Annotated in this window: 24 protein-coding genes; 9 read left to right on the top strand and 15 right to left on the bottom strand. The window is 46.0% G+C overall.

Going from position 1 to position 24,239, the window contains the following annotated elements:
* The 3 genes from bchB to queG form a co-directional block, all read right to left on the bottom strand.
* Positions 1–1,527, bottom strand: coding sequence for a ferredoxin:protochlorophyllide reductase (ATP-dependent) subunit B (bchB, locus tag MIC7113_RS22545; RefSeq protein ID WP_015184498.1), 1,527 nt, complete (start codon positions 1,525–1,527; stop codon positions 1–3).
* Positions 1,528–1,833: 306 nt separating this feature from the next.
* Positions 1,834–2,484 (bottom strand): HAD-IA family hydrolase, encoded by a 651-nt coding sequence (locus MIC7113_RS22540; RefSeq protein ID WP_015184496.1) that lies wholly within the window; start codon positions 2,482–2,484, stop codon positions 1,834–1,836.
* Positions 2,485–2,605: 121 nt separating this feature from the next.
* A complete protein-coding gene (gene queG, locus MIC7113_RS22535; RefSeq protein ID WP_015184495.1) occupies positions 2,606–3,571 on the bottom strand; it encodes a tRNA epoxyqueuosine(34) reductase QueG in 966 nt (321 codons plus the stop codon).
* 228 nt (positions 3,572–3,799) lie between these two features.
* On the opposite strand from queG, the gene MIC7113_RS22530 reads away from it, so the two are divergent.
* Positions 3,800–4,234, top strand: a complete 435-nt coding sequence (locus tag MIC7113_RS22530) for a ketosteroid isomerase family protein (RefSeq protein ID WP_015184494.1) — start codon at positions 3,800–3,802, stop codon at positions 4,232–4,234.
* Positions 4,235–4,799: 565 nt separating this feature from the next.
* Here MIC7113_RS22530 and MIC7113_RS22525 read toward each other — a convergent pair.
* From MIC7113_RS22525 to speB, 5 genes are all read right to left on the bottom strand, one after another.
* Positions 4,800–5,237, bottom strand: a complete 438-nt coding sequence (locus tag MIC7113_RS22525) for a DUF6918 family protein (protein ID WP_015184492.1) — start codon at positions 5,235–5,237, stop codon at positions 4,800–4,802.
* Positions 5,238–5,705: 468 nt separating this feature from the next.
* On the bottom strand, positions 5,706–6,254 hold the full coding sequence (gene frr, locus MIC7113_RS22520; protein WP_015184491.1) for a ribosome recycling factor: 549 nt from the start codon (positions 6,252–6,254) through the stop codon (positions 5,706–5,708).
* Positions 6,241–6,969: a UMP kinase gene (gene pyrH, locus MIC7113_RS22515; protein WP_015184490.1), complete on the bottom strand. Its 729-nt coding sequence runs from the start codon at positions 6,967–6,969 to the stop codon at positions 6,241–6,243. The genes frr and pyrH overlap by 14 nt, the downstream gene beginning before the upstream one ends.
* A gap of 102 nt (positions 6,970–7,071) precedes the next feature.
* A complete protein-coding gene (locus MIC7113_RS22510) occupies positions 7,072–7,638 on the bottom strand; it encodes a thioredoxin family protein (RefSeq protein ID WP_015184489.1) in 567 nt (188 codons plus the stop codon).
* A gap of 111 nt (positions 7,639–7,749) precedes the next feature.
* Positions 7,750–8,655, bottom strand: coding sequence for an agmatinase (gene speB, locus MIC7113_RS22505; RefSeq protein ID WP_015184488.1), 906 nt, complete (start codon positions 8,653–8,655; stop codon positions 7,750–7,752).
* 287 nt (positions 8,656–8,942) lie between these two features.
* Between speB and MIC7113_RS36765 the strand changes: the two genes are divergently transcribed.
* Positions 8,943–9,125 carry a hypothetical protein gene (locus MIC7113_RS36765; RefSeq protein WP_155898077.1) on the top strand — a complete coding sequence of 61 codons (183 nt, stop codon included), beginning with the start codon at positions 8,943–8,945 and terminating at the stop codon, positions 9,123–9,125.
* Positions 9,126–9,505: 380 nt separating this feature from the next.
* Positions 9,506–10,453 carry an alpha/beta fold hydrolase gene (locus MIC7113_RS22500; protein ID WP_015184487.1) on the top strand — a complete coding sequence of 316 codons (948 nt, stop codon included), beginning with the start codon at positions 9,506–9,508 and terminating at the stop codon, positions 10,451–10,453.
* A 30-nt stretch (positions 10,454–10,483) separates the two neighbouring features.
* Here MIC7113_RS22500 and MIC7113_RS22495 read toward each other — a convergent pair whose 3' ends face one another.
* The 3 genes from MIC7113_RS22495 to MIC7113_RS22485 form a co-directional block, all read right to left on the bottom strand.
* The gene (locus tag MIC7113_RS22495; RefSeq protein ID WP_015184486.1) at positions 10,484–11,920 is read right to left on the bottom strand and encodes an LCP family protein; all 1,437 of its coding nucleotides are present in this window, start codon (positions 11,918–11,920) and stop codon (positions 10,484–10,486) included.
* A gap of 311 nt (positions 11,921–12,231) precedes the next feature.
* Positions 12,232–12,609: a hypothetical protein gene (locus MIC7113_RS22490; RefSeq protein WP_041780177.1), complete on the bottom strand. Its 378-nt coding sequence runs from the start codon at positions 12,607–12,609 to the stop codon at positions 12,232–12,234.
* Between the two features lie 140 nt (positions 12,610–12,749).
* Complete coding sequence (locus tag MIC7113_RS22485) at positions 12,750–13,874, bottom strand: peptidoglycan-binding domain-containing protein (protein WP_015184484.1); 1,125 nt, start codon at positions 13,872–13,874, stop codon at positions 12,750–12,752.
* A 307-nt stretch (positions 13,875–14,181) separates the two neighbouring features.
* Between MIC7113_RS22485 and MIC7113_RS22480 the strand changes: the two genes are divergently transcribed.
* Entirely contained in the window at positions 14,182–14,373 is a 192-nt protein-coding gene (locus MIC7113_RS22480) for a hypothetical protein (protein ID WP_015184483.1), read from the top strand.
* A 226-nt stretch (positions 14,374–14,599) separates the two neighbouring features.
* On the opposite strand, the gene MIC7113_RS22475 is transcribed toward MIC7113_RS22480, so the two are convergent.
* A complete protein-coding gene (locus tag MIC7113_RS22475; protein ID WP_015184482.1) occupies positions 14,600–16,738 on the bottom strand; it encodes an S-layer homology domain-containing protein in 2,139 nt (712 codons plus the stop codon).
* Positions 16,739–17,005: 267 nt separating this feature from the next.
* Between MIC7113_RS22475 and MIC7113_RS36760 the strand changes: the two genes are divergently transcribed.
* Together MIC7113_RS36760 and MIC7113_RS22470 are read left to right on the top strand one after the other, a co-directional pair.
* Positions 17,006–17,152 (top strand): hypothetical protein, encoded by a 147-nt coding sequence (locus tag MIC7113_RS36760; RefSeq protein ID WP_155898076.1) that lies wholly within the window; start codon positions 17,006–17,008, stop codon positions 17,150–17,152.
* A 317-nt stretch (positions 17,153–17,469) separates the two neighbouring features.
* The gene (locus tag MIC7113_RS22470) at positions 17,470–18,156 is read left to right on the top strand and encodes an S-layer homology domain-containing protein (RefSeq protein WP_015184481.1); all 687 of its coding nucleotides are present in this window, start codon (positions 17,470–17,472) and stop codon (positions 18,154–18,156) included.
* A gap of 86 nt (positions 18,157–18,242) precedes the next feature.
* On the opposite strand, the gene MIC7113_RS22465 is transcribed toward MIC7113_RS22470, so the two are convergent.
* From MIC7113_RS22465 to MIC7113_RS22455, 3 genes are all read right to left on the bottom strand, one after another.
* Entirely contained in the window at positions 18,243–19,028 is a 786-nt protein-coding gene (locus MIC7113_RS22465; protein ID WP_015184480.1) for an alpha/beta hydrolase, read from the bottom strand.
* A 65-nt stretch (positions 19,029–19,093) separates the two neighbouring features.
* Positions 19,094–19,369: a hypothetical protein gene (locus MIC7113_RS22460; protein WP_226883506.1), complete on the bottom strand. Its 276-nt coding sequence runs from the start codon at positions 19,367–19,369 to the stop codon at positions 19,094–19,096.
* Between the two features lie 24 nt (positions 19,370–19,393).
* Positions 19,394–20,680 carry an ABC transporter substrate-binding protein gene (locus MIC7113_RS22455; RefSeq protein ID WP_015184478.1) on the bottom strand — a complete coding sequence of 429 codons (1,287 nt, stop codon included), beginning with the start codon at positions 20,678–20,680 and terminating at the stop codon, positions 19,394–19,396.
* A gap of 615 nt (positions 20,681–21,295) precedes the next feature.
* Here MIC7113_RS22455 and pilM point away from each other — a divergent pair.
* The 3 genes from pilM to MIC7113_RS22440 are packed head-to-tail and all read left to right on the top strand — an operon-like array spanning position 21,296 to position 24,037.
* Positions 21,296–22,405 (top strand): type IV pilus assembly protein PilM, encoded by a 1,110-nt coding sequence (pilM, locus tag MIC7113_RS22450; RefSeq protein ID WP_015184477.1) that lies wholly within the window; start codon positions 21,296–21,298, stop codon positions 22,403–22,405.
* 4 nt (positions 22,406–22,409) lie between these two features.
* Positions 22,410–23,246 (top strand): PilN domain-containing protein, encoded by an 837-nt coding sequence (locus tag MIC7113_RS22445; protein ID WP_015184476.1) that lies wholly within the window; start codon positions 22,410–22,412, stop codon positions 23,244–23,246.
* Positions 23,243–24,037 carry a hypothetical protein gene (locus tag MIC7113_RS22440; RefSeq protein WP_015184475.1) on the top strand — a complete coding sequence of 265 codons (795 nt, stop codon included), beginning with the start codon at positions 23,243–23,245 and terminating at the stop codon, positions 24,035–24,037. The genes MIC7113_RS22445 and MIC7113_RS22440 overlap by 4 nt, the downstream gene beginning before the upstream one ends.
* Positions 24,038–24,239 lie beyond the last annotated feature (202 nt).

Below are 24,239 nucleotides of genomic sequence, written 5' to 3'. Positions count from 1 at the left end.
TTACGCACCCACAGCTTCCTTCGCCGCGTACATCACTTCGAGAGTAATTTCACTAAAGCCACGCTCACGAGCAAACTTCTCGGTATTACGCTTCACCTTACCGCGAACAAAACCAGGAACCTTGTTCAATTCGGCTTGCGCTTCCTTATTCCAACCGAGGTCAGAATCAGCAGAAATTCCTCTAGTAATTACTTCCTTGGTATCGTGACCGCCGAAGATTTCTAACAGGTGGTCTTCCATTCCTAGAGTAAAGGAATTGTAGACCAAATCAGCCATTTGATTGGTGCCTTCGTAACCCAGGAATGGCTTATAACCGATGGGGAAATCTTGAACATGAATCGGCGCGGCGATAACACCACAAGGGATGCTTAAGCGCTTACCGACGTGGCGTTCCATTTGGGTACCGAAGATAGCGGAGGGTTCAATGCGTGCGATCGCATCTCCAATTGCCCCATTATCATCACTAATGAGTACTTCATCGCAGTATTCGCTTACCTGTTCGCGGAACCACTCTTCATCGTACTTACAGTAAGTGCCAGCTAAGACAACGTGAATTCCCATCTCCCGTGCCAAAATTTTGGTCATGGCAGCCGCATGGGTATTATCACCAAAGACGACAGCTTTCTTACCCGTCAAATTCTGGCAGTCAATGGAACGAGAGAACCAAGCCGCTTGGGAAACATACAGGGTTTGGTTGTTGATGTACTCTTCGTAATCAACCTCAGCACCTTGGGCATTAATCACTTGTTGAATCTTGCGGATGCAACGCGCTGTTTCCACAACTCCCATGGGAGTAATGTCTACATAAGGCATCCCGAATTCTTGTTCCAGGTAACGCGCTGCCATCAAGCCGATTTCTCGATAAGGCACCAGGTTAAACCAAGCACGAGGCAAATTCTTCAAGTTGTGAACCGAAGCGCCTTCTGGAATCACCTCGTTGACCTCAATACCAAGGTCAGCCATTAACCGCTTCAGTTCGGTGCAATCGTGGTGATTGTGGAAGCCCAGGGAAGAAATGCCGATGATATTGACGGAAGGCTTTTCCGTTTTGCCTTCGGGCAGATGCCCTTGCTTGCGTGCCTTAGCAATGTAAAACTGGACAATTTGCTCTAGGGTACGGTCTGCGGCTTGTAGTTCATTGACGCGGTAGTGGTTTACGTCCGCTAGCATCACATCCCCTTTGGCATCCAACTGCGCCCGTTGGACAAAGTTTTCCAGGTCTTCTTGCAGGATGCTGGAGGTGCAGGTGGGTGTGAGAACAATCAAGTCTGGGGTTTCCTCGGTATCCTTGCGGGTGATGTTGTTCACCACTTTTTCCTGGGAACCGCGTGCCAAGACATTCCGGTCTACGGAACTGATCGTCACTGGGGTAAAATTGCGATCGCGTTCTAACATGGAGCGCATGACGTTGAAGTAGTCATCTCCAATCGGCGCGTGCATGATGGCATGGACGTTTTTAAAAGAACTGGAGACGCGCAAGGTACCAATGTGGGCGGGGCCTGCATACATCCAGTAAGCCAATTTCATACAGTGTTCTCCCTAGTGGTCAAAAAAAATCTCTATCTCTAATTGAGGAAACGTGGGGAATGATTGCTTTGTTTTTGAGATCGTTTCTGATTGTCTCAGACTTGAAGTCCTATGTGAGTCAGGACTTACGACGGTTCAACTTTCTTAGCAATGCCTCAACCCTCCTGCCTGCATGGCATTCAGCTCAGACTAAAACAATGTTGCTGTTGTTTTAGTGAAATGATTTTTAACCTTTCTCTACATTCTGTAGGAATTGGCGCTCAGGTTGGCAGGAAAGTCAGATTATACTTTCATGGCGCAAGCCATTTAAGAGACAATTTGTTGTAAGCTTCCCAAGACCTCAATCAATTCACTCGGTTGCTCAATCAAAAAATCGGGATTGTGTTTAGTTAATACTTCCCCTGAATTAAACCCCCAAGTGACAGCAATGACTTTAATTTGAATCTTTTTTGACGCTTCAATATCTCGTGTTTCATCTCCTACGTAAAGAAGATCGTCTGACCTAAGATTATTTTTTTTCATTAACTTTAAAAGTGACTTATCTTTACTAAAAAGTGAATTTTCTGAATAAATGAAGCTAAATAAATCTTGCATTCCATGTTTTTTTAAGAACAGCTTAACATTCTCTTCTGAGTTAGAAGTTAATATCCCTAAACAGTATCCTTCATGCTTTAACTGAATAAGGGCATCTTGAATCCCAGGAATTGTTTTAAGATTGAGAATTTCTTGATGTAAATATTCTCTAACTTTCTTCAAAAGAAAGGGCATCTTAAAAAGTGAAATTCCTGATTTTTTAATAATTTCCCTAGAACTTAAATTCCTAAGTTTAGGAATTTCCTCTGGAGTCGTTGGTGGATATCCAAACTCTAAAGCTAAGCGATTACTAATCATGACAAAGGCGTCGAAGGTATCAGCCAATGTGCCATCAAAATCAAAAATAATCACTTTTGTATTCATTATTGTGGCTGGATTTTTCAAAAACCAGGAATTCAGGTCGATGGAAAAGAGACAGGCTTTTTTTGATCTAAGCTTTGATGGCTAGAAGTTGAAATCTTTCAATATTTCCCTGCATAGAAAATCACTGGTTAGAGGCTTGAGCCGCCTTAAGATTTGCTTGAGCATTTCGTCGGAGCATCTCTGGTTTAATCCGCCGCAGCGCCGACGCAGGAAAGCGTCGGTTCCACTCATCATCGGAGAGAGTTGCTAATTCTGTAAGTGTAGGAGCCACATTCCAGGGATAGGGCTGAAATTCCGCAACATCGGTTTCTTGGGCAAAACGTTGGTTCCAAGGACAAACGTCCTGGCAGATGTCACAACCTGCAACCCAGCCTTCTAAATAGGGTGCAAGAGATTCCGGTAATTCTTGACGCCGATTCTCTATTGTATGGTAAGCAATGCATCGATTGGCATCGACCACAAACGGCTTGGTAATTGCACCTGTCGGACAAGCGTCAAGACAACGAGTACAGGTACCACAATGTTGGGTATGGGGCTGGTCTGGGGTTAAGGGCAGATTCGTCAAAACTTCCCCTAAAAACACCCAACTGCCATACTCTCGTGTAATTACATTAGCATTTTTGGCAATCCAACCCATTCCAGCTCGCTGTGCCCAGACTTTATCCTGAACCGGCCCTGTATCCGCATAATAACGAGCTAAAATTCCTTCACCTTGTGCTGAGAGCCAGTTCGTTAATGCTTTCAATTTTTTATGCATTACCTTGTGGTAATCTCGACCCCAACCGTAACGGGAGATTTTGGCATATTCGGAACCTTGTGGACGCTGGTGGGGGGTGTAGTAATTCAGCGCCACACAAATAACCGACTGAACCTCTGGCATACAGGCACGGATGTCAAACCGTTGGGGATTATCCATCCAAGCCATATCTGCCTGGTACCCTAAAGCCAGCCATGCTTCGAGATGTTCCCGTGTAGGTGAGGACGCCTGATCATCTACCGCCGCGATTCCACATAAATGAAAACCCAGTGAACGCGCTTCCTGTTTGACCTGACTGCTGCTGACAGATATTTCCTCTGACAGTGACATTGATCACAAATTTCCCAAACTATTAATAATAATTTCTTGGGAAGCCTATTGATAAATTTTATTAGTATTGTTAATAAAACGTTGCAATATGAAATCAGGAGACCCCAAGGAAGAATATCTAACCTGATATCGGCGAATAGTACTGCACACTCCTTCTAAAAGGGCAGGTCTAAACCTGCCTTTTTCCTTTAAAACTAATGTCGTAATTGAAAAATTTAGGATGTTGCGATGACCATTGCCGAAGATAAAAGTACGACGACTCCATCGGCTACAGGGGTTGACTGGACTATAGAAGGAATTGATGAATCCGTGGTGTGGCGTTATTTTCAAACGATGAACGCCGCTGATTATGAAGGAACGGCAGCTTTGTTTGCGCCAACCGGTGCGCTGCACCCACCGTTTGAGGAGCCAATAGAAGGGAAAGAAGCGATCGCAACTTACCTGAAAGCCGAAGCCAAGGGAATGCAGCTCTTCCCTAGAGAGGGAATTGCCGAAGCTTTAGAAGAAGACCAAATTCAAATCCAGGTGAAAGGCAAAGTCCAGACTTCTTTGTTCGGCGTCAACGTTGCCTGGATCTTTATCCTCAACCCCGAACGGGAAATTCTTTACGCCCAGATTAAGTTATTAGCCTCTCCCCAAGAGCTACTCAACCTCCGACGCTGATCGAAATTCACCACTGACAACTATAGCCATAAAAAACCGTGGGACTGGTTGTTCCACGGTGTTTGGCATGAGGAGTCTTAACTTAACTACATTGGATTGTAGAACTAACTCACCAGCAACAAGGTTCTGGTAACGGTTTTGGTAACCGGACTCCTGTTGGTGAATAGAAGTGTTGTGGTTAAGCTAACAGTGTATCGAATTAACACAAGCTGTTCAGCTTGTTTAAGGAAAACTCAATGTAACGAATCGGGAAGGTTAACTGAGTTATTTTTTCTTGGTTGTCCAAACGGTTGTGAACATCATCAGCATTCCACCAATGAAAATGGCGATCGCTAGTCCACCGGCCACCCAATTGAGCCACTCAGTATTTTCCATCACTCTATACTCGCAAAGACACTAGTACAACAAAACTCTCATGCCTCATTATCGACGACTAAAGGCTTGTGAGGGTGGCTCACTCTTGAGAGCGGAGAGCGTTGAATACTGACTTTACGTTGTCATCAACGGCAGGAGAACGGAATCAGGCTCCGGCTTCTGCCGCTCTTATCGGTCAAGTCAGCGCCATTTAGCTCTTGGTGTACTTATCGATGATTTTGGCTAAGCTGGGTACTGCCGTCTCCACCTCATTCTTGGCTGACCCGCGAAGTTGCTTATAGGCGCTTCGCACCATGCCGTTGCTGGTTTTCTCGATTCTGGCATCGGTGATACCTAGCAATGCGTCAGCCGCACGAGAGCTGTTCTGGCTAAGGTGTTGAACTGGGTCACCTGCCTGTACGCCCTCACTCCACATGGGATCGAGCGCTACTAAGCATTCCGGCAGAAGCCGTTCTACAGCTCCTTCAATATAACCTGGCTTGACTCCCTTTACAGTTCCATAGGCGGCTTTCCATGCCATACCACCAAGCCCGCTCTTGGCATTGACATGTTCGTCCATCAAATTTACGGTGTCAGCCACTAAGCTATCTTTTTTATTTGAGTCATTCAGACCATCGGTAAGTCCCATGTCGATTCTCCTTAATGTCAAAATGCCTAAGTTCTAGGTACTGGCAAATTTGGGAAATGATATTTTTCACCATCACCCAAATATTTAAAGCCTTGCTCCATTATTTTCCGGGCTTTAGGCAGGATATCTGGACTATTTGAGAGATTTCTTCGCTTCGCTGCCTAACGGAACAGTCCTTAGCTTTCATTCATTATTTACACCGAGTATCAGGTTGGCTAGATCTGCAAAGAATAGTTCATAAAAGTTTTACATTTTCTCAAAATCTAAACAGGCGTAATTGGGCGGCGAATGCCAGTCTATCTTCCTAGACTTCATCGCGCAGCTAACACTTTTCAAAGACCAGCTTACCTATGAACAGGAAAAGAGTTCTTTGAGCATGAGGAGTGAGCCACCACTCCATTCTGATCAACTTGAAGAAAACAAGGGGTTTGTCGGCTCACTCTTTTCAGTTGTATGAGACTCTCTGCATTAAAGCGTTGTGATATCTTTTTCCTTCTCCGCTAGTAACTCATCAATTTTGGCAATGTGCTTATCCGTCAGTTTTTGAATCTTGTCCTGAAGATCTTTCGACTCATCCTCAGAGATTTCACTACTTTTTTCCTGTTTGCGGACAGAGTCAACAGCGTCGCGGCGAATATTGCGAATCGCAACTTTCCCTTCTTCCGCAAACTTGCTAGCCATTTTCACAAACTCCTTGCGGCGTTCGCTGGTTAATGGCGGAACATTCAACCGAATGACCTGACCATCGTTATTGGGAGTCAAGCCAATGTCTGATAGTTGAATGGCTTTCTCGACCACGTTCAGACTGGTCTTGTCATAGGGTTGGATGGTAATGGTACTTGCATCCGGCGTATTGATATTCGCCAGAGACTTCAGGGGTGTAGGGGAACCATAATAGTCCACCATTACCCGGTCGAGTAGGGTCGCATTGGCGCGACCTGTGCGAATGGTATTGAAAGCGCGTTGAGTCGCCTCTACCGCTTTCTGCATATTACTTTCAGCATCAGATAACTTCACAAAAACCTCCCACAATGGTTCCGACAGGTTCTCCCTTAACAGCGCGGTGGATATTACCCCGCACCGTAAGATCAAATACCATAATCGGGATATTATTCTCTTTACATAATGCGATCGCTGTACTGTCCATCACCCGCAAGTCATGAGTCAGGACATGACTGTAGGTAAGGCTCTGAAAGCGGCGGGCTGTTGGATTTTGATGAGGGTCGGAATCATAAATTCCATCGACTTTCGTCGCCTTAAAGATCACTTCAGCATCGATTTCTGCGGCGCGTAGAGCAGCCGTTGTGTCAGTCGTAAAGAAAGGATTCCCACTACCTGCGCCAAAAATTACAACACGCCCTTTTTCCAGATGGCGAATAGCTCGACGGCGGATATAGGGTTCTGCCACTTCTTGCATGGCGATCGCCGTTTGAACTCGTGTCGGTATTCCCATTCGCTCTAAGGCATCTTGCAAAGTCATAGCGTTCATCACCGTGGCAATCATCCCGATGTAGTCAGCCGTTGCCCGATCCATTCCTGCCGCTGAGGCTTTGATACCACGAAAGATGTTACCGCCGCCAACAACAATAGCCATTTGGACGCCTTCACCCACCACCTCGGCGACTTCAGTGGCAATTTCTTGAACGACACTCGGATCAATACCGTAGCCCAGTTCGCCCATCAAGGCTTCACCGCTCAACTTTAGTAAAACCCGTCGGTATTTTATCCCCATGCTACGACTCTTTTTTCTCCATTTCCTCCCCCATACGATAACAGTCTAGAGGTTTGTCTGTCTCTATTACCGATGTTGGTCTTATCCATTACCCATTACCCATTACTCATTACCCATTTTTAACTCGTTTCGCCACTTAATCGCGCAGCCAATTGCCTTTGTTGCATCTGGATGAACCTCTTGTCCTGAGAGTAAAGCCGCGATCGCATTTTGCAAATAAGGCACGGTGACGGCGTTTTCCTCTTGTGGATTATCGTCAATTCGACCGTTATAGCGGAGAATTCCTTTGTGATCGATCACAAACGCCTCCGGCGTTCTTTCCACTCCAAAGCTATGCGCCACATCCTGAGTAGAATCCCAAAGGTAAGGAAAATTGAGTTGCCGAGCCAGAGCAAATTGCTTCATAGTTTTGAAGCTTTCTTCCGAGTCTTGCTCAGCATCGTTAGCGTTAATACCAATTAAGGTAAAGCCTTGGTTCTGAAACTGAGCTTGAATTTGCTTGAGTCTGTCTAGATAAGACAAGACAACAGGACAGTGGTTGCTTAGGAAGATGACTCCTATGACTTGCCAATTTTGTAGGTAATAGGAGAGGTGATGAACCTTATCATCAATTCCTGGTAGTTCAAAATCCGGAGCATAACTGCCAACAGGAGTTCCAGTCTTTTCCATGAGATTCATATCGCTTAGTTGTTATCAACAAAATTTTTCCTTGACCCGAACTCATTAAATAGTGTTTTCATGAAAGATGAGGGCGTCAAAATTGGCCCTCATCTAGCTCTACTAACGTTTTACGTTAGCTTGATAGCCAATTAACTTATAGACTAATTTGGCGGCTGTAAATTGAGACACCACTGAATCAACAACAGGTGCTAATTCCATGACATCGCAACCAATCACTTGATGGGTTTCAAACACTCGCCTGAGGAAGTCAGTCAGCCCATACCAGCTCAATCCGCCCGGTTCGGGTGTACCAACTCCCGGCATTATAGAGGGATCGATGCCATCGACATCAATGGTGATAAATACCCGTGGTGTAGAAATTTTGGCGATCGCTTGTTCGATCCAATTGGGATTTTTGGCAATCTCCCGTGCCCACATCACGGGAATCGATTGGGCTTTAATCAAGTCAGCCTCTTCTTTACACAGACTGCGGATGCCAACCGGGAGAGTAGGTAACCCCATATCTATGATTCGGCGCATCACGCAGGCATGGCTGTGAATCGAACCTTCGTACTCATAGCGCATATCGCCATGGGCATCGATTTGAATCACTGTGAAGGGTTCGTTTAAGGCAATGCGGTAGGCATCCACAATACCGGTCGTAATGCTGTGTTCGCCGCCTAAGGCAATGACAAATTTGCCATCTTGAATCAGTTGAGACACAGTGTCACGAGTGACTTCCAGCATCTTCTCGGAGGAAATCGGTGGCAAAGAGCGCGTATCGGCGATATAGGAGTGGGTGTGGACGAGAGCATCTCTCCAGGTTTCGCGATCGAGCTCATCATCATAGTAATCGAGCTGCACAGAGGCTTCTAGGAGCGCTTCTGGCCCATTTTGGCAGCCTTTGCGGTAGCTGGTTGTCGCCTCAAAGGGTATGGGTAAAATGACCACTTGTGACGCTTCGTAAGATGCCTGAAATTCAGGCCCTAGAAATGGCTCAACGGTAGTAGATGTTTGCAGGAGCATCAAAGGAACACCAAAAACTTTGCAGAAAATGATCGTTACATAATTTCCGACGAAGCGGCAAAGACAACTTGTGTCAACGGCTGTGTTGAACTCTAGCCCTTCACTCAGACTAGAGGACAGACGCTGACTCAGTTGTCGTAACTTTGGTTAAGGGGGATGAATGGATTCAGCCCAGGGCTAGTTGTTCAAAACGTTCGGTAGCTTACCGGAGTTAAAGAACTAGCTTCTATTAACGATAGGGCAATTCGTCGGTTGAGAAAATCGGCAAGTTTATATATGACTCGCTGTTGGTCAGTTGCCAGTATCAATGGGTGTGCGATCGCATCCAAGTGCCTTTAGTCCAGAACTATATCGAACAAGTGATAAAAGAGAAGAGTGAGCGATCGCTTATGAACAACAACGCCTTGATGCTGATAGTAGGTTCCTACAAAGAACTGAGTAGGCTGATTGCCTCACCTGACTTGTCGTAACGTATTGTGTAGCTTGAAATGCCGACAATCAGTGTGCCGATGTATTTCCTACTGCTGTATTGTTGGCAAGGTATTTGAGACAGGAGGAGTACGATCACTGCAACAGTTTAGAAATCCCAAGTAACTCAAGAACACCGCTAGCCCAATTAGAGTAGTAATCTGAATCGATTTTTCAATCTTGATAAAGCAACACAACAACTTATCCATTGGGATTTGAAAGTAGAACTTTCTCTGATTTTAAGACAGTGAATCGTTAGGCAAGCCTCCCTAAGTATCCCAAAAGTCGCTATGTGAGGAAGAGTAAGTCATATTTGTTACAAAATATAAACAGGGAAAGCAATTTGACCAACTAAGAGTACGCCAACACACGTTTAACTTCCATGACTCTCTCTTCTTCCACCACCCCCATCAACCCGAACACCCAAACAAAAACCTGGACTTGGCGAAGTTTCCCCATTGCCTATCAATCCAAAGGCAACACAGGGCCAGCCGTTGTGTTAATTCATGGCTTTGGCGCATCTCTAGGACACTGGCGCAAGAACTTACCTGTACTAGGGGAACACTGCCGTTGTTATGCCATTGACTTAATAGGTTTTGGGGCATCAGCCAAGCCTACACCCAAGCTGGAAATTGAGTACACTTTTGAAACTTGGGGGCAGCAAGTTGCTGATTTCTGCCGGGAAGTTATTGGTGAACCGGCTTTTTTGGTTGGTAACTCGATTGGCTGTATTGTTGCCATGCAAGCTGCCGTGGATCATCCCGATATCGCTTTAGGAGTAGCAATGCTCAACTGTTCTCTGCGGCTGTTACATGACCGCAAACGCGCTGAACTACCTTGGTATCGAAGCATGGGAGCACCAATGGTTCAAGGCTTGCTCAGTATTAAGTGGATTGGTCAATTATTTTTTGGTCAACTGGCTAAGCCCAAGGTTGTGCGTAATATCCTTTTACAAGCCTATAAAAATCCTGAAGCCGTGTCCGACGAACTGGTCGATCTGCTCATGGCACCAGCGGCTGACATTGGGGCGGTAGATGTATTTGTGGCCTTCACTCGCTATTCTCAAGGCCCGTTACCTGAAGACCTTTTACCTCTGTTGCCTTGTCCTGCGATATTTTTATGGGGAACAGAAGACCCCTGGGAACCGATTAATTTGGGACAAGAGTTGGCAGAGTATCCTCAAGTCGAAAAGTTTATTCCCTTAGAAGGTGTGGGTCATTGTCCTCAAGATGAAGCACCAGAACTGGTTAATCCCATCTTGCAGGATTGGATCACGACGAAGGCTGAAGTCTATCAGGATGAAAGTGAGTCAATGAATCCCCAGACCTAGCTTTAGTCTTTTCTAGTAGATAGGCAACACTTAATAAGTAGAAAAACGCGGTTGGGAAGAAGCTTCTTTTTGCAGCCAGTCTTGACCCAACTGAATCGTGACATCTGAACCCAGATTACCTGTGCTTTCCACCCGTACCTCCCCCAATCCCAAATGACCCCGGATGGCAGTAGCGCTGTGGGGGTCTCCCTGCTGCGCGACAATCCGAGTAACTCGCAACGGTTCGTGCCAATTATTATCAATGGAAATATTTCGGTAGCCCGCTTCCTGAAGATTTTTGATCACAGAAGAAGCAGCCTCTGGCTGACCCGTGCTATCTTGAATCGCAATTCGCACATAGGCTGGGTTAACTTCACGAGTCTCGCTAAAGCCTTGGTCAAAGTATCGAGCTACCATGCGCTGGATACCGCGTTTGTCTGGTAGCCAGTAACTAACATCGTGCCGCCCATCGCCGTTAAACTGACCAGGCACCATCAGCATTTGCATGTTGGAGCGATTGGTTTGGACACCAAAACTCACCAATGCAACGAGTTCTTCTACGCTTAAATTAGTGTCAATGTGGGACTGAATAACGGAGAGAATTTTTGGTAGCCGGGACAAAGTGGTCGGATTGAGTGCTTGCTCCGTAAGTGCCCGCATTACGAGTTGCTGCCGCTGCACTCGACCAATATCGCCATTTTTGTCGTAGCGAAAGCGTAAAAGGTGTAGAGCTTTCTCCCCATCCAAATGCTGTTTGCCCTTCTTCAGGTTGATGTAAAGGTGCTGAGAGTCATCTTTATATTTCATGTCTTGAGGGACATAGACGGTGACGCCTCCTAACGCATCAACCAGGCTTTGAATCCCTTGAACATTCACTCGGATATAGCGATCAATGCCAACACCCCCTAATAGCTCACTTACTGTCTTCGCTGTCAGTGCCGGCCCGCCGTGAACATTGGCAGCATTGATTTTAGTCGTGCCATATCCCTCTATATAAGCGCGAGTATCGCGAGGAATGGAGAGGGCGGTTAACCTCTTTGCCTCTGGGTCAAACCGGAGCAAGAGCATCGTATCGGTATTCCCCTCAAAAGAGTTGATCAGCTCATACGCAGGCTTATCCGTCTCTTTCTCCCCTAAATCAGAGGCAAGAACTTTAGTTCCTAAAATTAAAATATTGACAGGTCGAGTCAATTCTGGTAAATGCATATTGCCTGTAGCCATACTTCCACCCTGAGTAAACATTGCTGCCTCATCAGGACGGAGAAGACTTTGCTGGAAGGGCTTACTAGAGAGTGATACGGCTACTAGCGCACCTGCTGTTGCCGACAACATAGCCACACCAGTAAAGCCCATCCAAAGCCAGAGCCAATGCCCTGACTTTCCTTTGAAAGACTTTTTCCGAACGGGGCGATTAGCTTCGCTGGCAAACTTGGCGTAATCGCTGTTCTGCCCCGAAGGAGATTTTTGATAAGTTTTTCGAGCAGACACTTAGCTTCCTCACACACACGCAATAGGGATGGGAATCTCTGAAGATAACTCACCGATGCACTATATAAACCTCTCCAAAAAAGAGCCTGGAACTCTTTTGCTGCCTAAACTGAAATCTAGTTTCTGGAAAGGTCTAATGCTTAACCCTGAGTCTAATATGAAGTCTTGAATAAGAACACTCATAGCAGCTTTTCTGACCGTTTGCAGCAAAACCCGGTAAATCCTAGAAGGAATTCCAGCAATTTGTCAAAAAAGACTATTAAACACTGGCTCATGCCGAAGAGGCAAGAGGCTCATACTGGGAGGTTGAATTATAAGTGTTTGCGTAAAGTTTTCTCAGCAATCTGGGTAATTCCAGGAAGACGCGGTGGCTTGCGTTGCCACAAACGTACCATTAATCCAATACTCACGACAAAATAGCCAGAAGTCAGCAGACTATTCATAAATAACAAGCGTAGCGTCCAAAATTCCGAGGTTGGCACTCCTGCTCCGACGGCTAATAAAAGGTAACCCAGCAGCCAAGCGAACGCCAAGGTAATAGACAAGCGACTCACGCTCTGTTGTTCCCGCGTCCCCTGACGGCGATACAGCGTCCACAGGGCAGGGAAAAAGCCAAAGACAGGAATCAGGTATACAAACATCTGTAAACGCTGAAGTTCTCGATTTTCTAGTGGATCAGGCTCTCTCATGTCCGTTAGGGGTTGGGATGGGGTGTGGTTGAAGTAGGGGCACAGCATTACCCATATTCTTGCTCATCCAAGATATGACTGAAGCCTCAGCCCCTACTGGAAATGGCGATGTTATTTTTACACAGACCCTAAGAATCAGCTCATGCGATGCCCAGAGCATTCCAGGTCTGCTTGCCTACCAGCCCATCTGCCTCCAGCTTATTGGCCTGCTGAAAGGCTCTGACAGCCGCTTTTGTGCCTAAACCAAAGACGCCATCGATTGTTCCAGGATTAAATCCTTTATCTTTTAAAGCTTGCTGTAGTTGCTTGACTAGCGGCCCACTTGAACCTTCCTTCAAAAGTTGCAACGATTCGGATAGCCCTCCAGTTTCCTTCATCAGATCCTGTCCGTAGATCACCGTCGTATAGAAGATGTAACGGCTATTGAGCTGGAAGCGTCGATCCTTTTTAATCAGGCTCATAAACTCCCGATGTCCCTGACGTAAGCGCCCAACTAAACAACCCGCACTGGCATAATAAACGTTGTTGCTGGGCAAGTCGTAACCCCAGTGCTGGTTAATCGCAAAGTACCCCGTATCTTCTTTGTCGCCAACTCTTTGGTAGTCTTTGTTGAAGTCTCGGTGTACGGTAACCGTTCCTCCTGTTTGTATGAGCGCTTCGTGACGGTCAGCGGTACCATGAATCCCGACCTGCCAAGCTTTATATTGACCAAATTTGATGCGGGCTGCGCCCTCAGGATTCATAGGACGTTCAGTATAACGGTATCCTGGCTCGGTTGTAGCTTGCCAGTTACCAACAATAGCCGGAACGCCATCGACAATCTGGATCACCATCCTGCGGTCATTAAAATAGTTGGGGGGATCGTTATTGAGGGTAGCGTCGGCGTTCATCCCCTCAATGTAAACGATGTTATACTCTCCAATTCCCTGAAAAATTTCGTATTTTTTAAGCTGCATATACTTGACAATACGACTCGCCAAGTCATTGCCGAGCTTGAGTGGAGGGGTTGGTAAATCTTCTGGTTTAGTTTCAATGAGTTGCTTTGCCGTTTCCGCTCCGAGCTGTTCTGGCTCGTTTATTTTCATCAGGGTTTGAAATTTTTGGAGCGCCCTTTGAGAAATGGGGCCAAACTTGCCGTCAGCAGGCGGTTCCAGGAGTCTCAAACCGATGAGCAAAACTTGAATCTGGGTGGCGAGTTCTTTGTCAGTGGCAATTCCCTCCATGCTGTATTTCAGGTCTTTCCCGATAAAATCTTGTAGCTTCATGATGTTAGAGTTGGAGTGCAGTTAACGTGAGTGATGACTTCAATCTTTCGATAGTTTAATCCGGAACCCCTCACTGGTAATGGGGGTGTCAGCGAGAGGAACGCACGAAAAGCGTTTGCAATCGGCGAAGTCTTTGCTGAATCATCCCATGGTTCGTAAGCAGCCAAATGCAGGGTATGACTCCATTGAATAGGAGAAGGAATCCTTGAAGCGATGACTTAGTGTTCTGTAACGTACTACGGTTATAACAGGTACCTTACACTTGTTGAGTACATCCTGCGGATTTTAAGATTTACTTTTTGAGTTTATGAGTACTCAAGCAAACTTTATTCTCAAAGTTTTCATCCTTTCCCTTGGAGTTTCTGTTCTGATTAAGTACGGGGGGCCTAGCTTACCCGTGGGCGCAACATCCGTGAACGCCTTGATTGCTGTACTCACACCCAGTTTAATTTTAGCGATCGCTTTTTTATGGCGAATCGGGAAATATCGATCGCTATAGCAGAAGGCAGAAGGCAGGAGGCAGAAGGCAGAAGATTTATGACTGATACGTGGTCGTAAAAGCCGTTAAAGAAAGTCCTAAACTTTATGGCGACAGCTATAAGATATAGCGGTTCTCAATTGAGTGAAATCCAAATCTTTGGTAGAGGTACGAAATGTTCCCGACCCTCTACTCTACGCAACTGAGAACGGCTATATCCTAAATCCCCAATCTCAACATTCCAGAGTTAAGCAGAAACGACATAAGGAGAGTTAATGGCACTCACCTTCTTGGCATCTACCAGCGCCTGATAGACGATTGCCGCTACTTCAGCGCGGGTTGCTTCCTTCGTCGGATCAAGTTGCTTGGTTTGTGGGTAATTCACCACAATCTTCTTCTTCGTGGCTGTCGTTACTTCATCTTTGGCGTAGTCAGGAATCTTGGTGCGGTCATCGTAAACGGTCAAAGCATTGGGATCAGACGCCGATAAACCCAACCCATTCACCACTGACACCAATACTTGCACCTTCTGTACATTCTCATTGGGTCGGAAGGTATTATTGGGGAAGCCGGACACGAATTCACCGCGATAAGCTTGTTGGATGACATCCTTTGCCCAATAATCATTCGCCACATCGGTAAATTTCGCCGTATCCCGTTTTACGGTTGGATTAAAAGCTTTAACCAGCAAGGCGGCATATTGAGCACGAGTCATCTTCTCATCCGGCTTAAAGCTGCCATCCTTAAAGCCACTGATTAAACCCTCTTTCGCTAAAGCACTAATAAAATCAGCCGCCCAGTGACCCTTAATATCGGTAAAAGCAAGGCCATCACCTCCCGCATCCGGCTGAACGGCGACAATATAAGGAGAGTTAACGGCACTGGCTTGCTTGGCATCCACCAACGCTTGATAAACAAAAGCCGCCACCTCCCCACGAGTCGCCTCTTTGTTGGGGTTGAGTTGCTTGGTTTGCGGATAATTCACCACAATCTGCTTCTTCGTTGCCGTCGCCACTTCATCCTTGGCATAGTCAGGAATGGTGTTGCGGTCGTCATAAGCGGTTAAAATCCCCGTATCCGAGGCACCCAAGCCCAAACCACTGATGAGTGAGACAATCACTTGAATGCGCTGGACATTATCATTCGGTCGGAAGGTATTATTGGGAAATCCTGAGATAAATTGGCTGCGGTAGGCTTGTTGAATCACATCCTTCGCCCAAAAGTCATTCGCCACATCGGTGAATTTCGTGGCGTCTCGTTTGGCGGTTGGGTTAAAGGCTTTGACCAACAAGGCGGCATATTGAGCACGGGTCATCTTATCATCGGGTCTAAAGGTGCCATTACTAAAGCCTGTAATGAGTCCTTTATCCAGCAATGCCTGAATGAACGGTTTTGCCCAATGGTTCTGAATATCTGCAAAAGTCGTGGGGGGCTTCCCATCGCCATCGCCACCGGACGAACCACCATCACCACCGGATGAACCACCATCGCCACCAGATGATCCCCCACCATTGGAGGCAATGCCATCAATACTAATTGACCCTTTCACTTTCGACGCACTCAAGGTATTGCCGAAGGAAATCAGTTGGCTGCCAGTGGCATTGTTCAAATCAAGCTGAGCGTTATTACGAATAGTGTTGTTACCGGGGTCTTTGCTACTGCCTAAATCGGGTACAGCCTTATTGGTAACAACTACACCTTCTTCTGTGTTGTTTTCAATCTGATTATTCCGCAAGACGGGGCGAGACTCACCCGAAATAATCAAGCCATATCGATTTCCAGAAATGGTGTTATTGACCAATTTGGGCGCAGAAGTTCCATCAATGCTAATGCCAGAACCTGCATCTTTGCAGATATTTCCTCGGTATTCACCTGTGCTATTGCGTGTAATCGAGATGCCATTGCCATCATTGTCCAGAAAATCATTATTCAGAACGACTGGATTAGCATCACCTGTGGCAAATAATCCCTCACGCTTACTCTTGGTAAAGGTGCAGTTGGCAACAGTGGGGGCTGTCGATTCAATCCAAACGGCAGTGCCTCGACTTGCCAAATTGGTAACGGTGACTCCTCGCAGTTCGGCATTACTTTCCATTAAAAACGTGATATTCTGACCCGCTTGGGTACGGCTGTTATACTGCCCACTACCCTCAATTAAAATGCCACTGCCTTTATTCCCTTCATTACCCACCACCTTCACCCCACTGGGAATATTCAGGGGAAAAGCTTCTCCGCTAGACGCTGTGTAATTCCCTGCTGCCAGTTGAATGGTGGTATCAGATTGGGCTTTTTCGAGTGCTTTCTTAATGGTTTTGAAGGGGGCAGACTGGCTACCATCAGCACTATCACTACCGCTTCCTGGATTGACGTAAAGAGTTTGAGGCATAATTAGAATTTCACAAAAGAAAAGATAGTAAACAAACAATGCAGCTTTGCCAGCAGTCCAAGATTTGAGCTGTGGTTAATCTACCGCTCCTGATGTTTCTCTGGTACAAAAATTGCAAACGGATAATTTAGTGATTCAACAACTTACGGCTTCGTTCCTGAAAAGGAAAAAGATTATCTGAGACAGTCTTCAAAATCCTGGCTAGCAAGCCAATCCAGCCTACCTACAAATTTAGGTATAGAGATAGGGGGTGCCACCCAACCCTAAGTGCATATTGCTACCGTTGATATTTACACGGTAGGCGCGTTTTTCAACGGATATCCATCACAACAAGGTCGTGAAGACCCATTTTTTATTTCAGCTTGGCATTGCCGAGTTCGCCTCCTGCTATTGGGTGAATCGATTGGAGCATAATTTAGAATGTTCGCCTCGCTCAACTGTTAAAGTACCCAATCGAAGGAGGGCATGTTCGGGTTGAGCACAATATGCTCCGATTAGGTAGAAAAGGATGGCCTAGCCCTCAGCCTCATCGTTCTCTAAGTTCAGGCACTTTCCTCAACCCCTAGTGCAAGAAGGCAGAAGTCAGGAGGCAGAAGGCAGAAGAGATATTGCTTTTACAGTAAGCTTTTTAACCTTTTTGAACTGGTGGGTTATTTCCGCCCCGCTGCACTAGGTTGCTCTAATTGAGAACTTCTGTGTTAATAGTAACGTCAATCCTTTTTGTAAAACTCGTGGCGTTGCAAAAAGCAGCGTTAGCAATCATCATGCATCGAATTGTTAGCATTCTATCTTTCATGTTTTTGCTGCAAACTGTTCCCGCTTTGGCTCAAGAATCAGCACCGAATGATCCAATTGATCAGGTAGTGGCGGCTCAATTGATGAGTCCCTACCCGGATGGAAATTTTCGTCCAGAACGAATTCTCAACCGTGCGGAACTCGCTTCGATTTTGGTTAAAACGTTTAAGCTGGATCAACGACAACCTCAGCAACAAGCGGCGATTCCCATTCAAGATGTTCCTGCTTCTCACTGGGCTTATAAAGATATTCAGCTAGTGCTGAAAAATAACATCATGACTGGCTATCGTTCAGGACAGTTTTTTCCCAATCAACGCGTTACTCGTGCCGAAGCTTTTTCCATCTTGGCTCAGGCTTATGGTGTGTTTCAGTTTCCTGATGATACTGTTGCAGAATTGCTTTCTAAGTATCCTGATTCAGATAGAATACCAAACTGGGCGAAAAAGTCAGTTGCCACAGCGTTATATGAGGGGTTTATTAATGTCGATGCCACCACAAAGCAGATTAAACCCTTAGAACCAATGACTCGTGGAGATATGGCTTATGCGCTGAGTAAGTATTTGGAACGCCAGGAAGATACAGCGCCAATTCCCTGGAAAGTCGAAGAACCCGTTCGCGGTTAGTTAAGTATTGGGTGTTGGGTGTAGAGTGGGTGCCATGATATATCGCTCATACCCAACATCTTTCACAGTCCTAAATTCGCACAGCTTTAAGGCATTGTCTCTAAAACAAAATTTCGCATCACAGCTAACACCTGTGGTGTAATTTCATGCCCTATGTCAAACAATTGATAATTCACATTCACCCCAAGATCAGATAGGGTATTTCTCACAAGTTCAGCCTCACTTAGAGGTATAATCTGATCTTGTCTACCATGCACGACCAAGACAGGGGGAAAACTGTTTTTTCCCATTAGGTTGGATGTTGAATTTGGATGCAGATAGCCACTCAAAGATACCAAACCCGCTAGTGGCAAAGTCAAGCCAACAGCCAGTGTCATCGCTCCACCTTGAGACAACCCACTCAAAATCGTGCGTGATAGAGGGAGGCGAAAGCTACCTTGCAGAGACTTCAGCCAGTTCGTCAACCGTTGCCGGCTTTCCGCTAAGCGCTGGTAGTTTTCAATTTGCGGCTTGGAGTTTTGAATTGTTAAGTCATACCACATCTTCCCGCCAGGAACAGTGGGATGAGAAAAGGGTGCCCTAGGAAATAGAAGGTGGTATTGGGGGAGGTTCAAGGCTGGTGCAAACGATGCCATAAACTCAGGTGTACTTCCATTACCATGTAGGCAAACAATTAACCCGGCAGGCATTCGTCCTTGAGCCGGTGGTACTGAGATAAATTGCAAATATTGAGAAGGATCTACTAAGCTAACAGGAGTTGGCTCTTGAGTAGACGAGGAATCTTTTTGACAAGCTTTTAATAGGAGGCTAGCAGAGAGAGTGCTAACCCCTTTTAACAAAAATTGACGCCGACTGGATTGCTTGATTTTCAACGCGCACAACCTCAAAATCTAAAGACGTGCTTCGAGCAGCATAATTGGCTCTAACTCATTTTTGATTAGGATGCTGAATCAATTAGAGCTTTGATTAATCCTACTTTGGCTTGAATGACACTTGACTTTGAACTCGTTTTAATTGATCCGATAAAATACTCTCCCGTGGGGAGATAATGTAAAGCTAATTCCGGATAAGTAATAATCTCCCAGTCTTTGTAAATTTCACTGATTTCTTTCTCATGCTGGGGCCGATTGCTTTCGTAGCACCAGCCGGCTTCCATTAATTTTTCTAGCAGGGACGACATGGAAAAAATTTCCTTTTCTGTGTCAAATACCAAGGAGAATTGTATTCGTCCATCCTATCAAGAGAGACTACTATTCCATTCCTGTGCAGCATCTGTAACTGCCTGATCTACCGTCTTTTCTCCCAACATTGCCGCCTGTAAATTTTCATAAATGGCCTTTTGCAATTTGTTGAGGTTTTTCATGGTTGGAATCAATACTTGTGCCTGTTCCATTTGACTGGCACTGATATCTCTAGCTTGTTCTACAGGCAATGCTTTGCCATCACTGGTTAGCGATCGCCGATACTGCTGCAATGCCTCTAGTGTGGAGGGCAAAACGTTCGCCGCTTTGGCAAAAGCCAACTGATTCTCAGTGTTGGTGACAAACAGCGCAAATTTTAGGGCGGCATCCGGATTATCTGTATCGCGAGGAATCACGATATTCATCACCGCCACATTCTTTTTACCCGTCTCACCGGTAATCTGAGGGGCGGTAGCTGAAGCTTTAGCAATGCTTGGGGCATTTTTAGCGATCGTATCCATAAACTCCGCACCACTAGAGAGCAGCGCCGTCTCACCCTCTTGATATAATTCGATCGCTCGTCGATGCCCTTGGGTGAGCGCTTCTTTGGGTATTAGCCCCTGTTGATAAAAATCTACCCAATACTGAAATGTGGCTTTGCCTTTGGGAGTATTAAACGCCGCTTTACCCTGAGCGTCCACTAACTCTACTCCCATCTGTACAAAGGATTCTAGTACCTCACCCGAATCTCCGGGAACCACTGTGACAAAGAAGGCATACTTCCCCGTCTTATCCTTAATTTGTTTGGCTACCTGTGCCAGTTCAGCGTAAGTAGCAGGGGGTTGGCTAATTCCCGCTTTTTGCAACAAATCTTTGTTATAAATTGTCACCCGACTGGTGAGATACCAAGGAATGCCAAAGCTTTTACCGTTGAGGGTACTGTCTTTCCAAATGTTGGGTAAATACTGCCGACGGACAGACTCTGGAACTCGGCTATCCAGTTCCAACCAAGCATTACGGGATGCTAGTTGGGAGGCAAAACCCGGATTCAAGTTCACCACATCGGGTGCGGTTTTTGCCGAAACCGCCGTAAGGATTTTATTTTCCATTGCCGCCCAAGGAATATCTACCCAGCGAACCTTGACACCTGGATTTTCGGCTTCAAATCGAGTGATGAGTTGATTGAAGTAATCGCTAAATTTCGGCTGCAATTGCATCGTCCAGAACTCAATCTCAGGATTTTTAGAGGAAGAGGCTGTTGGACGACAACTGATCACCAAGCCCAACAGTAGCCCCAACAAGGCCAAAATTCCTAAACGTTTCCAAGTTCTGATTCTGCTCATGTAACCTTATAATTTTAATTTTGATGCATCGCATTAGCCGTAAATGATCCTACTCTAAGCAGAGGACAACTGAAGGTGCGAGCGTCTCTGGAAGCGTTACCTTGGAGTCAAGTCCCTTGAGAGTTGCGTTTTGTACAATCGGCTGGACGGATACCTACTAGAGGCAGCGCTATCACTTTCCTCTGTGCAAACTAAAATTGAAAGAGTCGCCTGTTGCTTGCCGCCTCTCGCCCCACCTCCCTTTTAGGTTCATTTTGAATCAAGAGCAAGGATGGATGATTGAGGTTGAGTACCTGGCTCAATCAGCATATTGCCTCTCTCAAAAGACGTAGCGATCGCACAATCGTAATCGTCAAAGCTGAGTGCAGGCGCAAAGAATCGTTAGGGGTGCCAAAATAACAATATTAAGCCAAGCGACGAAAGGCTCTGGAATCGCTCTTGCACCAACCTTCCCTCCCGTTGGAGCTTGCCTGTTTATTCTTAGAGAAAATATCGCTTAAGCATGGTGTTTGTGAGCTAGATTGGGTACCATGCATCAGTATTAATCTTGTTAGATTAAATCTTTCAGCTCATCACGTCTCTTAATCTTAATTTTCGCTCCCGCTGAACCAGGATATGTTTAACCGTTTTCAAGGGCTGTTTTCCAAGGGCAAGAAAGGCGTCGGGATAGAATTGGCTCCAGAACGAATTAATATCGCTCAATTGCGAAAGCAGGGTCAGGGCTATAAGGTTGCCACCCTATACTCTCACGAGGTTCCGGATGGGATTTTCCAAGATGGGAAAATTGCCGACTCCCCAGCTTTAGCTGAACTGATTAGGGCAGCCTTAGCCGAGAGTAAACTCAAAGTTGATCGCGTCGCCACTGCCGTACCGATGCGGGAAGCCATTATCCGCATTATCCCTATTCCCGCCGAGCTAGATGATCAAGAACTTCGAGACATGGTACTCAACCATGAAGCGGGGCTGTATCTACCTTATCCCCGTGAAGAAGTAGACTTGGATTATCAGAAGCTGGGCTTCTTTCAAGATGAAGATGGCATTGAAAAGGTGCAAGTCCTCTTAGTCGCCACTCGTAAGGAAATCACAGATACCTATCTGGATACATTTGGGCAAGCTGGATTACAGGTGGATGTATTGGAGATTAATAGCTTTGCCCTGATTCGGACGATGAGAGAGCAACTGCGCCAGTTTTCTCCCCAAGAAGCCGCTGTCTTAGTGGATATTGAATTTGACAGCACTGAGATTGCGATCATTGTCGATGGTGTTCCTCAATTTTCTCGTACCGTTCCCATCGGGACGTTCCAACTCCAGAGCGCTCTTTCACGAGCTATGAATTTACCAACCTCAAGGAACACAGAGTTGCTACAGGGGATGACGATTCCACCAGTTCCCGCTGATGGGTTAGGAGGACGAACTGGAGCTACAGGGATTAACCCAGGGATGGCAGCTCTGCTGAGAGTCTTGGGAGAACTCGCCGATGAACTGCGTCGCTCCATCGATTTTTATTTAAATCAGAGCGACAATCTAGAAGTCGCTCAGCTATTACTAGCCGGTCCTGGAGGTGGAATTGGACAACTGGATGAATTTTTCACCCAACGCTTAAGCTTACCTACTACTCAGGTAGACCCAGTGATTGCTCTTTCGCTGGAGGTTGACCAAGAAATTCCCTCAGTGCAACGACCGGGCTTAGGCACTGTACTGGGATTAGGATTACGAGAGGTTTGAAGCCATGTATAGTCTAGATGTTAATTTTCTCAAAGATCGGCCTGATCTTGTCGGACAACGGGGAGGAGAGCGGGCTTCTGCTCCACCGACACCTGCGGGGTCGATGACACCACTGATTATAGGCGTCGCCGTAGGCCTCCTCCTGCCAGGGTTGGTGGGGGGCTTATGGTTGTTCCTGCAACAGCAAAATGCCCAAGTACAAGAAGAAATTAATCAGTTGAATGTGACACTGGGAGGCTTGAAGCAAGCAGAGCAACAAATTAAGCAGCTCACGGACGAAACCAATAGAGTCAAGAGCGAAACAGCCGCCCTGGCCAGTGTCTTTAATCAAATCAAGCCGTGGTCAGCGATGTTGGAGGATATTCAGGAACGTGTTCCCCCAAATGTACAAATTCTATCCATCGAGCAAAAACAAGTCGCGGCTCCAGCAGCTCCAGCAGCTACAGCGGCTCCAGCGGCAGGGGCAAAAAATCCTAAACCGGGAACTCAACCCGCTAGCCCATCCAATAACATGACGACCAAGCTGCAAATTACAGGTTCTGCTCGCTCGTTTGATGATGTGAATTATTTCCTCTTGACACTTCAGCGTTCTCCTTTCTTCAAGAGCGATGAAACTCAATTAATTGTTGCTAAGTTGCAGGAGAGTCCCAGCAAGTTGGAATTCAATGAGAGTCAAATCAAGGTGAAATACGAACTTCCGAAAGCGGTAGGATATACAATTCAAACGAGTTTAAATGATGTCCCAGCTTCGGAGTTAATTAGAGAGTTAGATCGTAAAGGTGCTGTTGGACTCGTAACCCGAATTAGAACCCTTCAGGACAAAGGAGTATTTCAAAAATGACATACGCTGATGAAGAATTTCTTCCTGAAGGTCAGGTAGAAACTCCTAACTATCCAACCGCTTTTGGTATTACCTTCACCCCTAAAATAGGGGGAATAATTTTTGCTGTCTTAGGTCTGTTGGGAGCTGCCTATCTCTTCGTCAATGTTGTACAGCCTGAGTGGGCCCGGAATCAGACATTACAAGAGGAAAAGGCTAAAATCCAAGACGACATTAAGAGGCTGGAGGAGACCAAAAAGAAAATTGCGCTGAAAAAGCAAGAGTTAGAAGCCGCAAAAGTACAAAATAAGCAGGTACTCAGTTTATTTGCCAATGAAAAAACTCTGGATACTTTGTTGCTGAATCTCAACAGCTCTATTAAAGAAAGAGCTGGTGCTTTACAAATCTATAATCCGGGAGAAAATCCACCACCGACAGATGGTGTCATTAAAGATGGTTCTTTGGGAGCAGAGGTCAATGACAAACTGAAGCGTAAAACCATCAACATAGAGCTTGTTGGTAGCTTCGACCAAATTCAGTCAATCATGCGGAGTCTTGAGCGGTTGCAGACGCTATTGCTCGTTAAAGACTTTAAACTCGAAACGAGTGATGAGCCGATCCTCGTATTAGTTGACCCCAGTGGCAAGTCAGTTCCCGGAGTCCGTAAAAAAGACACACCAGGCGAGGCAGGGGTGGTAGCGAATGCTAAGCCGAACCTCAAAGCCACCTTTAAGCTAGAGGTACTGATGCCGGTGCAGCCGGAGGAACCCAATGCCGCATTGACTAAGCTTGGGCAAAAACCTACGCCCTAAAACCAAAGAAAGCAACAAAAACGTAAAAAATAGTGTGATTAGCAGGTAAGCTATTAGCTTTAAGACCTTCTGAAGTGGAATGTACGAATAGGAATTCTACATCTTGTGACCTAGGTCGGGAGGTATTAGTTTTCCCATTGGGGTAAAGCCCATAAATTAGGAAGATTTCTTCCGAGTTTTGGGAATGATAATACCTAACTTT

The organism is Allocoleopsis franciscana PCC 7113 (genome assembly GCF_000317515.1).
Classification (GTDB): domain Bacteria; phylum Cyanobacteriota; class Cyanobacteriia; order Cyanobacteriales; family Coleofasciculaceae; genus Allocoleopsis; species Allocoleopsis franciscana.
This window is presented reverse-complemented; position numbering and strand designations above follow the sequence as displayed.

Bases quoted from the DNA above. Each gene is read 5' to 3' on its own strand.
- MIC7113_RS22440 (WP_015184475.1), top strand. From the start codon at position 23,243: ATGACATACGCTGATGAAGAATTTCTTCCTGAAGGTCAGGTAGAAACT.
- queG (WP_015184495.1), bottom strand. From the start codon at position 3,571: ATGTCACTGTCAGAGGAAATATCTGTCAGCAGCAGTCAGGTCAAACAG.
- bchB (WP_015184498.1), bottom strand. From the start codon at position 1,527: ATGAAATTGGCTTACTGGATGTATGCAGGCCCCGCCCACATTGGTACC.
- pilM (WP_015184477.1), top strand. From the start codon at position 21,296: ATGTTTAACCGTTTTCAAGGGCTGTTTTCCAAGGGCAAGAAAGGCGTC.
- MIC7113_RS22490 (WP_041780177.1), bottom strand. From the start codon at position 12,609: ATGAGAGAGCCTGATCCACTAGAAAATCGAGAACTTCAGCGTTTACAG.
- pyrH (WP_015184490.1), bottom strand. From the start codon at position 6,969: ATGGGGATAAAATACCGACGGGTTTTACTAAAGTTGAGCGGTGAAGCC.
- MIC7113_RS22500 (WP_015184487.1), top strand. From the start codon at position 9,506: ATGACTCTCTCTTCTTCCACCACCCCCATCAACCCGAACACCCAAACA.
- speB (WP_015184488.1), bottom strand. From the start codon at position 8,655: ATGCTCCTGCAAACATCTACTACCGTTGAGCCATTTCTAGGGCCTGAA.
- MIC7113_RS22455 (WP_015184478.1), bottom strand. From the start codon at position 20,680: ATGAGCAGAATCAGAACTTGGAAACGTTTAGGAATTTTGGCCTTGTTG.
- MIC7113_RS22510 (WP_015184489.1), bottom strand. From the start codon at position 7,638: ATGGAAAAGACTGGAACTCCTGTTGGCAGTTATGCTCCGGATTTTGAA.
- MIC7113_RS22445 (WP_015184476.1), top strand. From the start codon at position 22,410: ATGTATAGTCTAGATGTTAATTTTCTCAAAGATCGGCCTGATCTTGTC.
- MIC7113_RS22475 (WP_015184482.1), bottom strand. From the start codon at position 16,738: ATGCCTCAAACTCTTTACGTCAATCCAGGAAGCGGTAGTGATAGTGCT.
- MIC7113_RS22530 (WP_015184494.1), top strand. From the start codon at position 3,800: ATGACCATTGCCGAAGATAAAAGTACGACGACTCCATCGGCTACAGGG.
- MIC7113_RS22525 (WP_015184492.1), bottom strand. From the start codon at position 5,237: ATGGGACTTACCGATGGTCTGAATGACTCAAATAAAAAAGATAGCTTA.
- MIC7113_RS22480 (WP_015184483.1), top strand. From the start codon at position 14,182: ATGAGTACTCAAGCAAACTTTATTCTCAAAGTTTTCATCCTTTCCCTT.
- MIC7113_RS22540 (WP_015184496.1), bottom strand. From the start codon at position 2,484: ATGAATACAAAAGTGATTATTTTTGATTTTGATGGCACATTGGCTGAT.
- MIC7113_RS22485 (WP_015184484.1), bottom strand. From the start codon at position 13,874: ATGAAGCTACAAGATTTTATCGGGAAAGACCTGAAATACAGCATGGAG.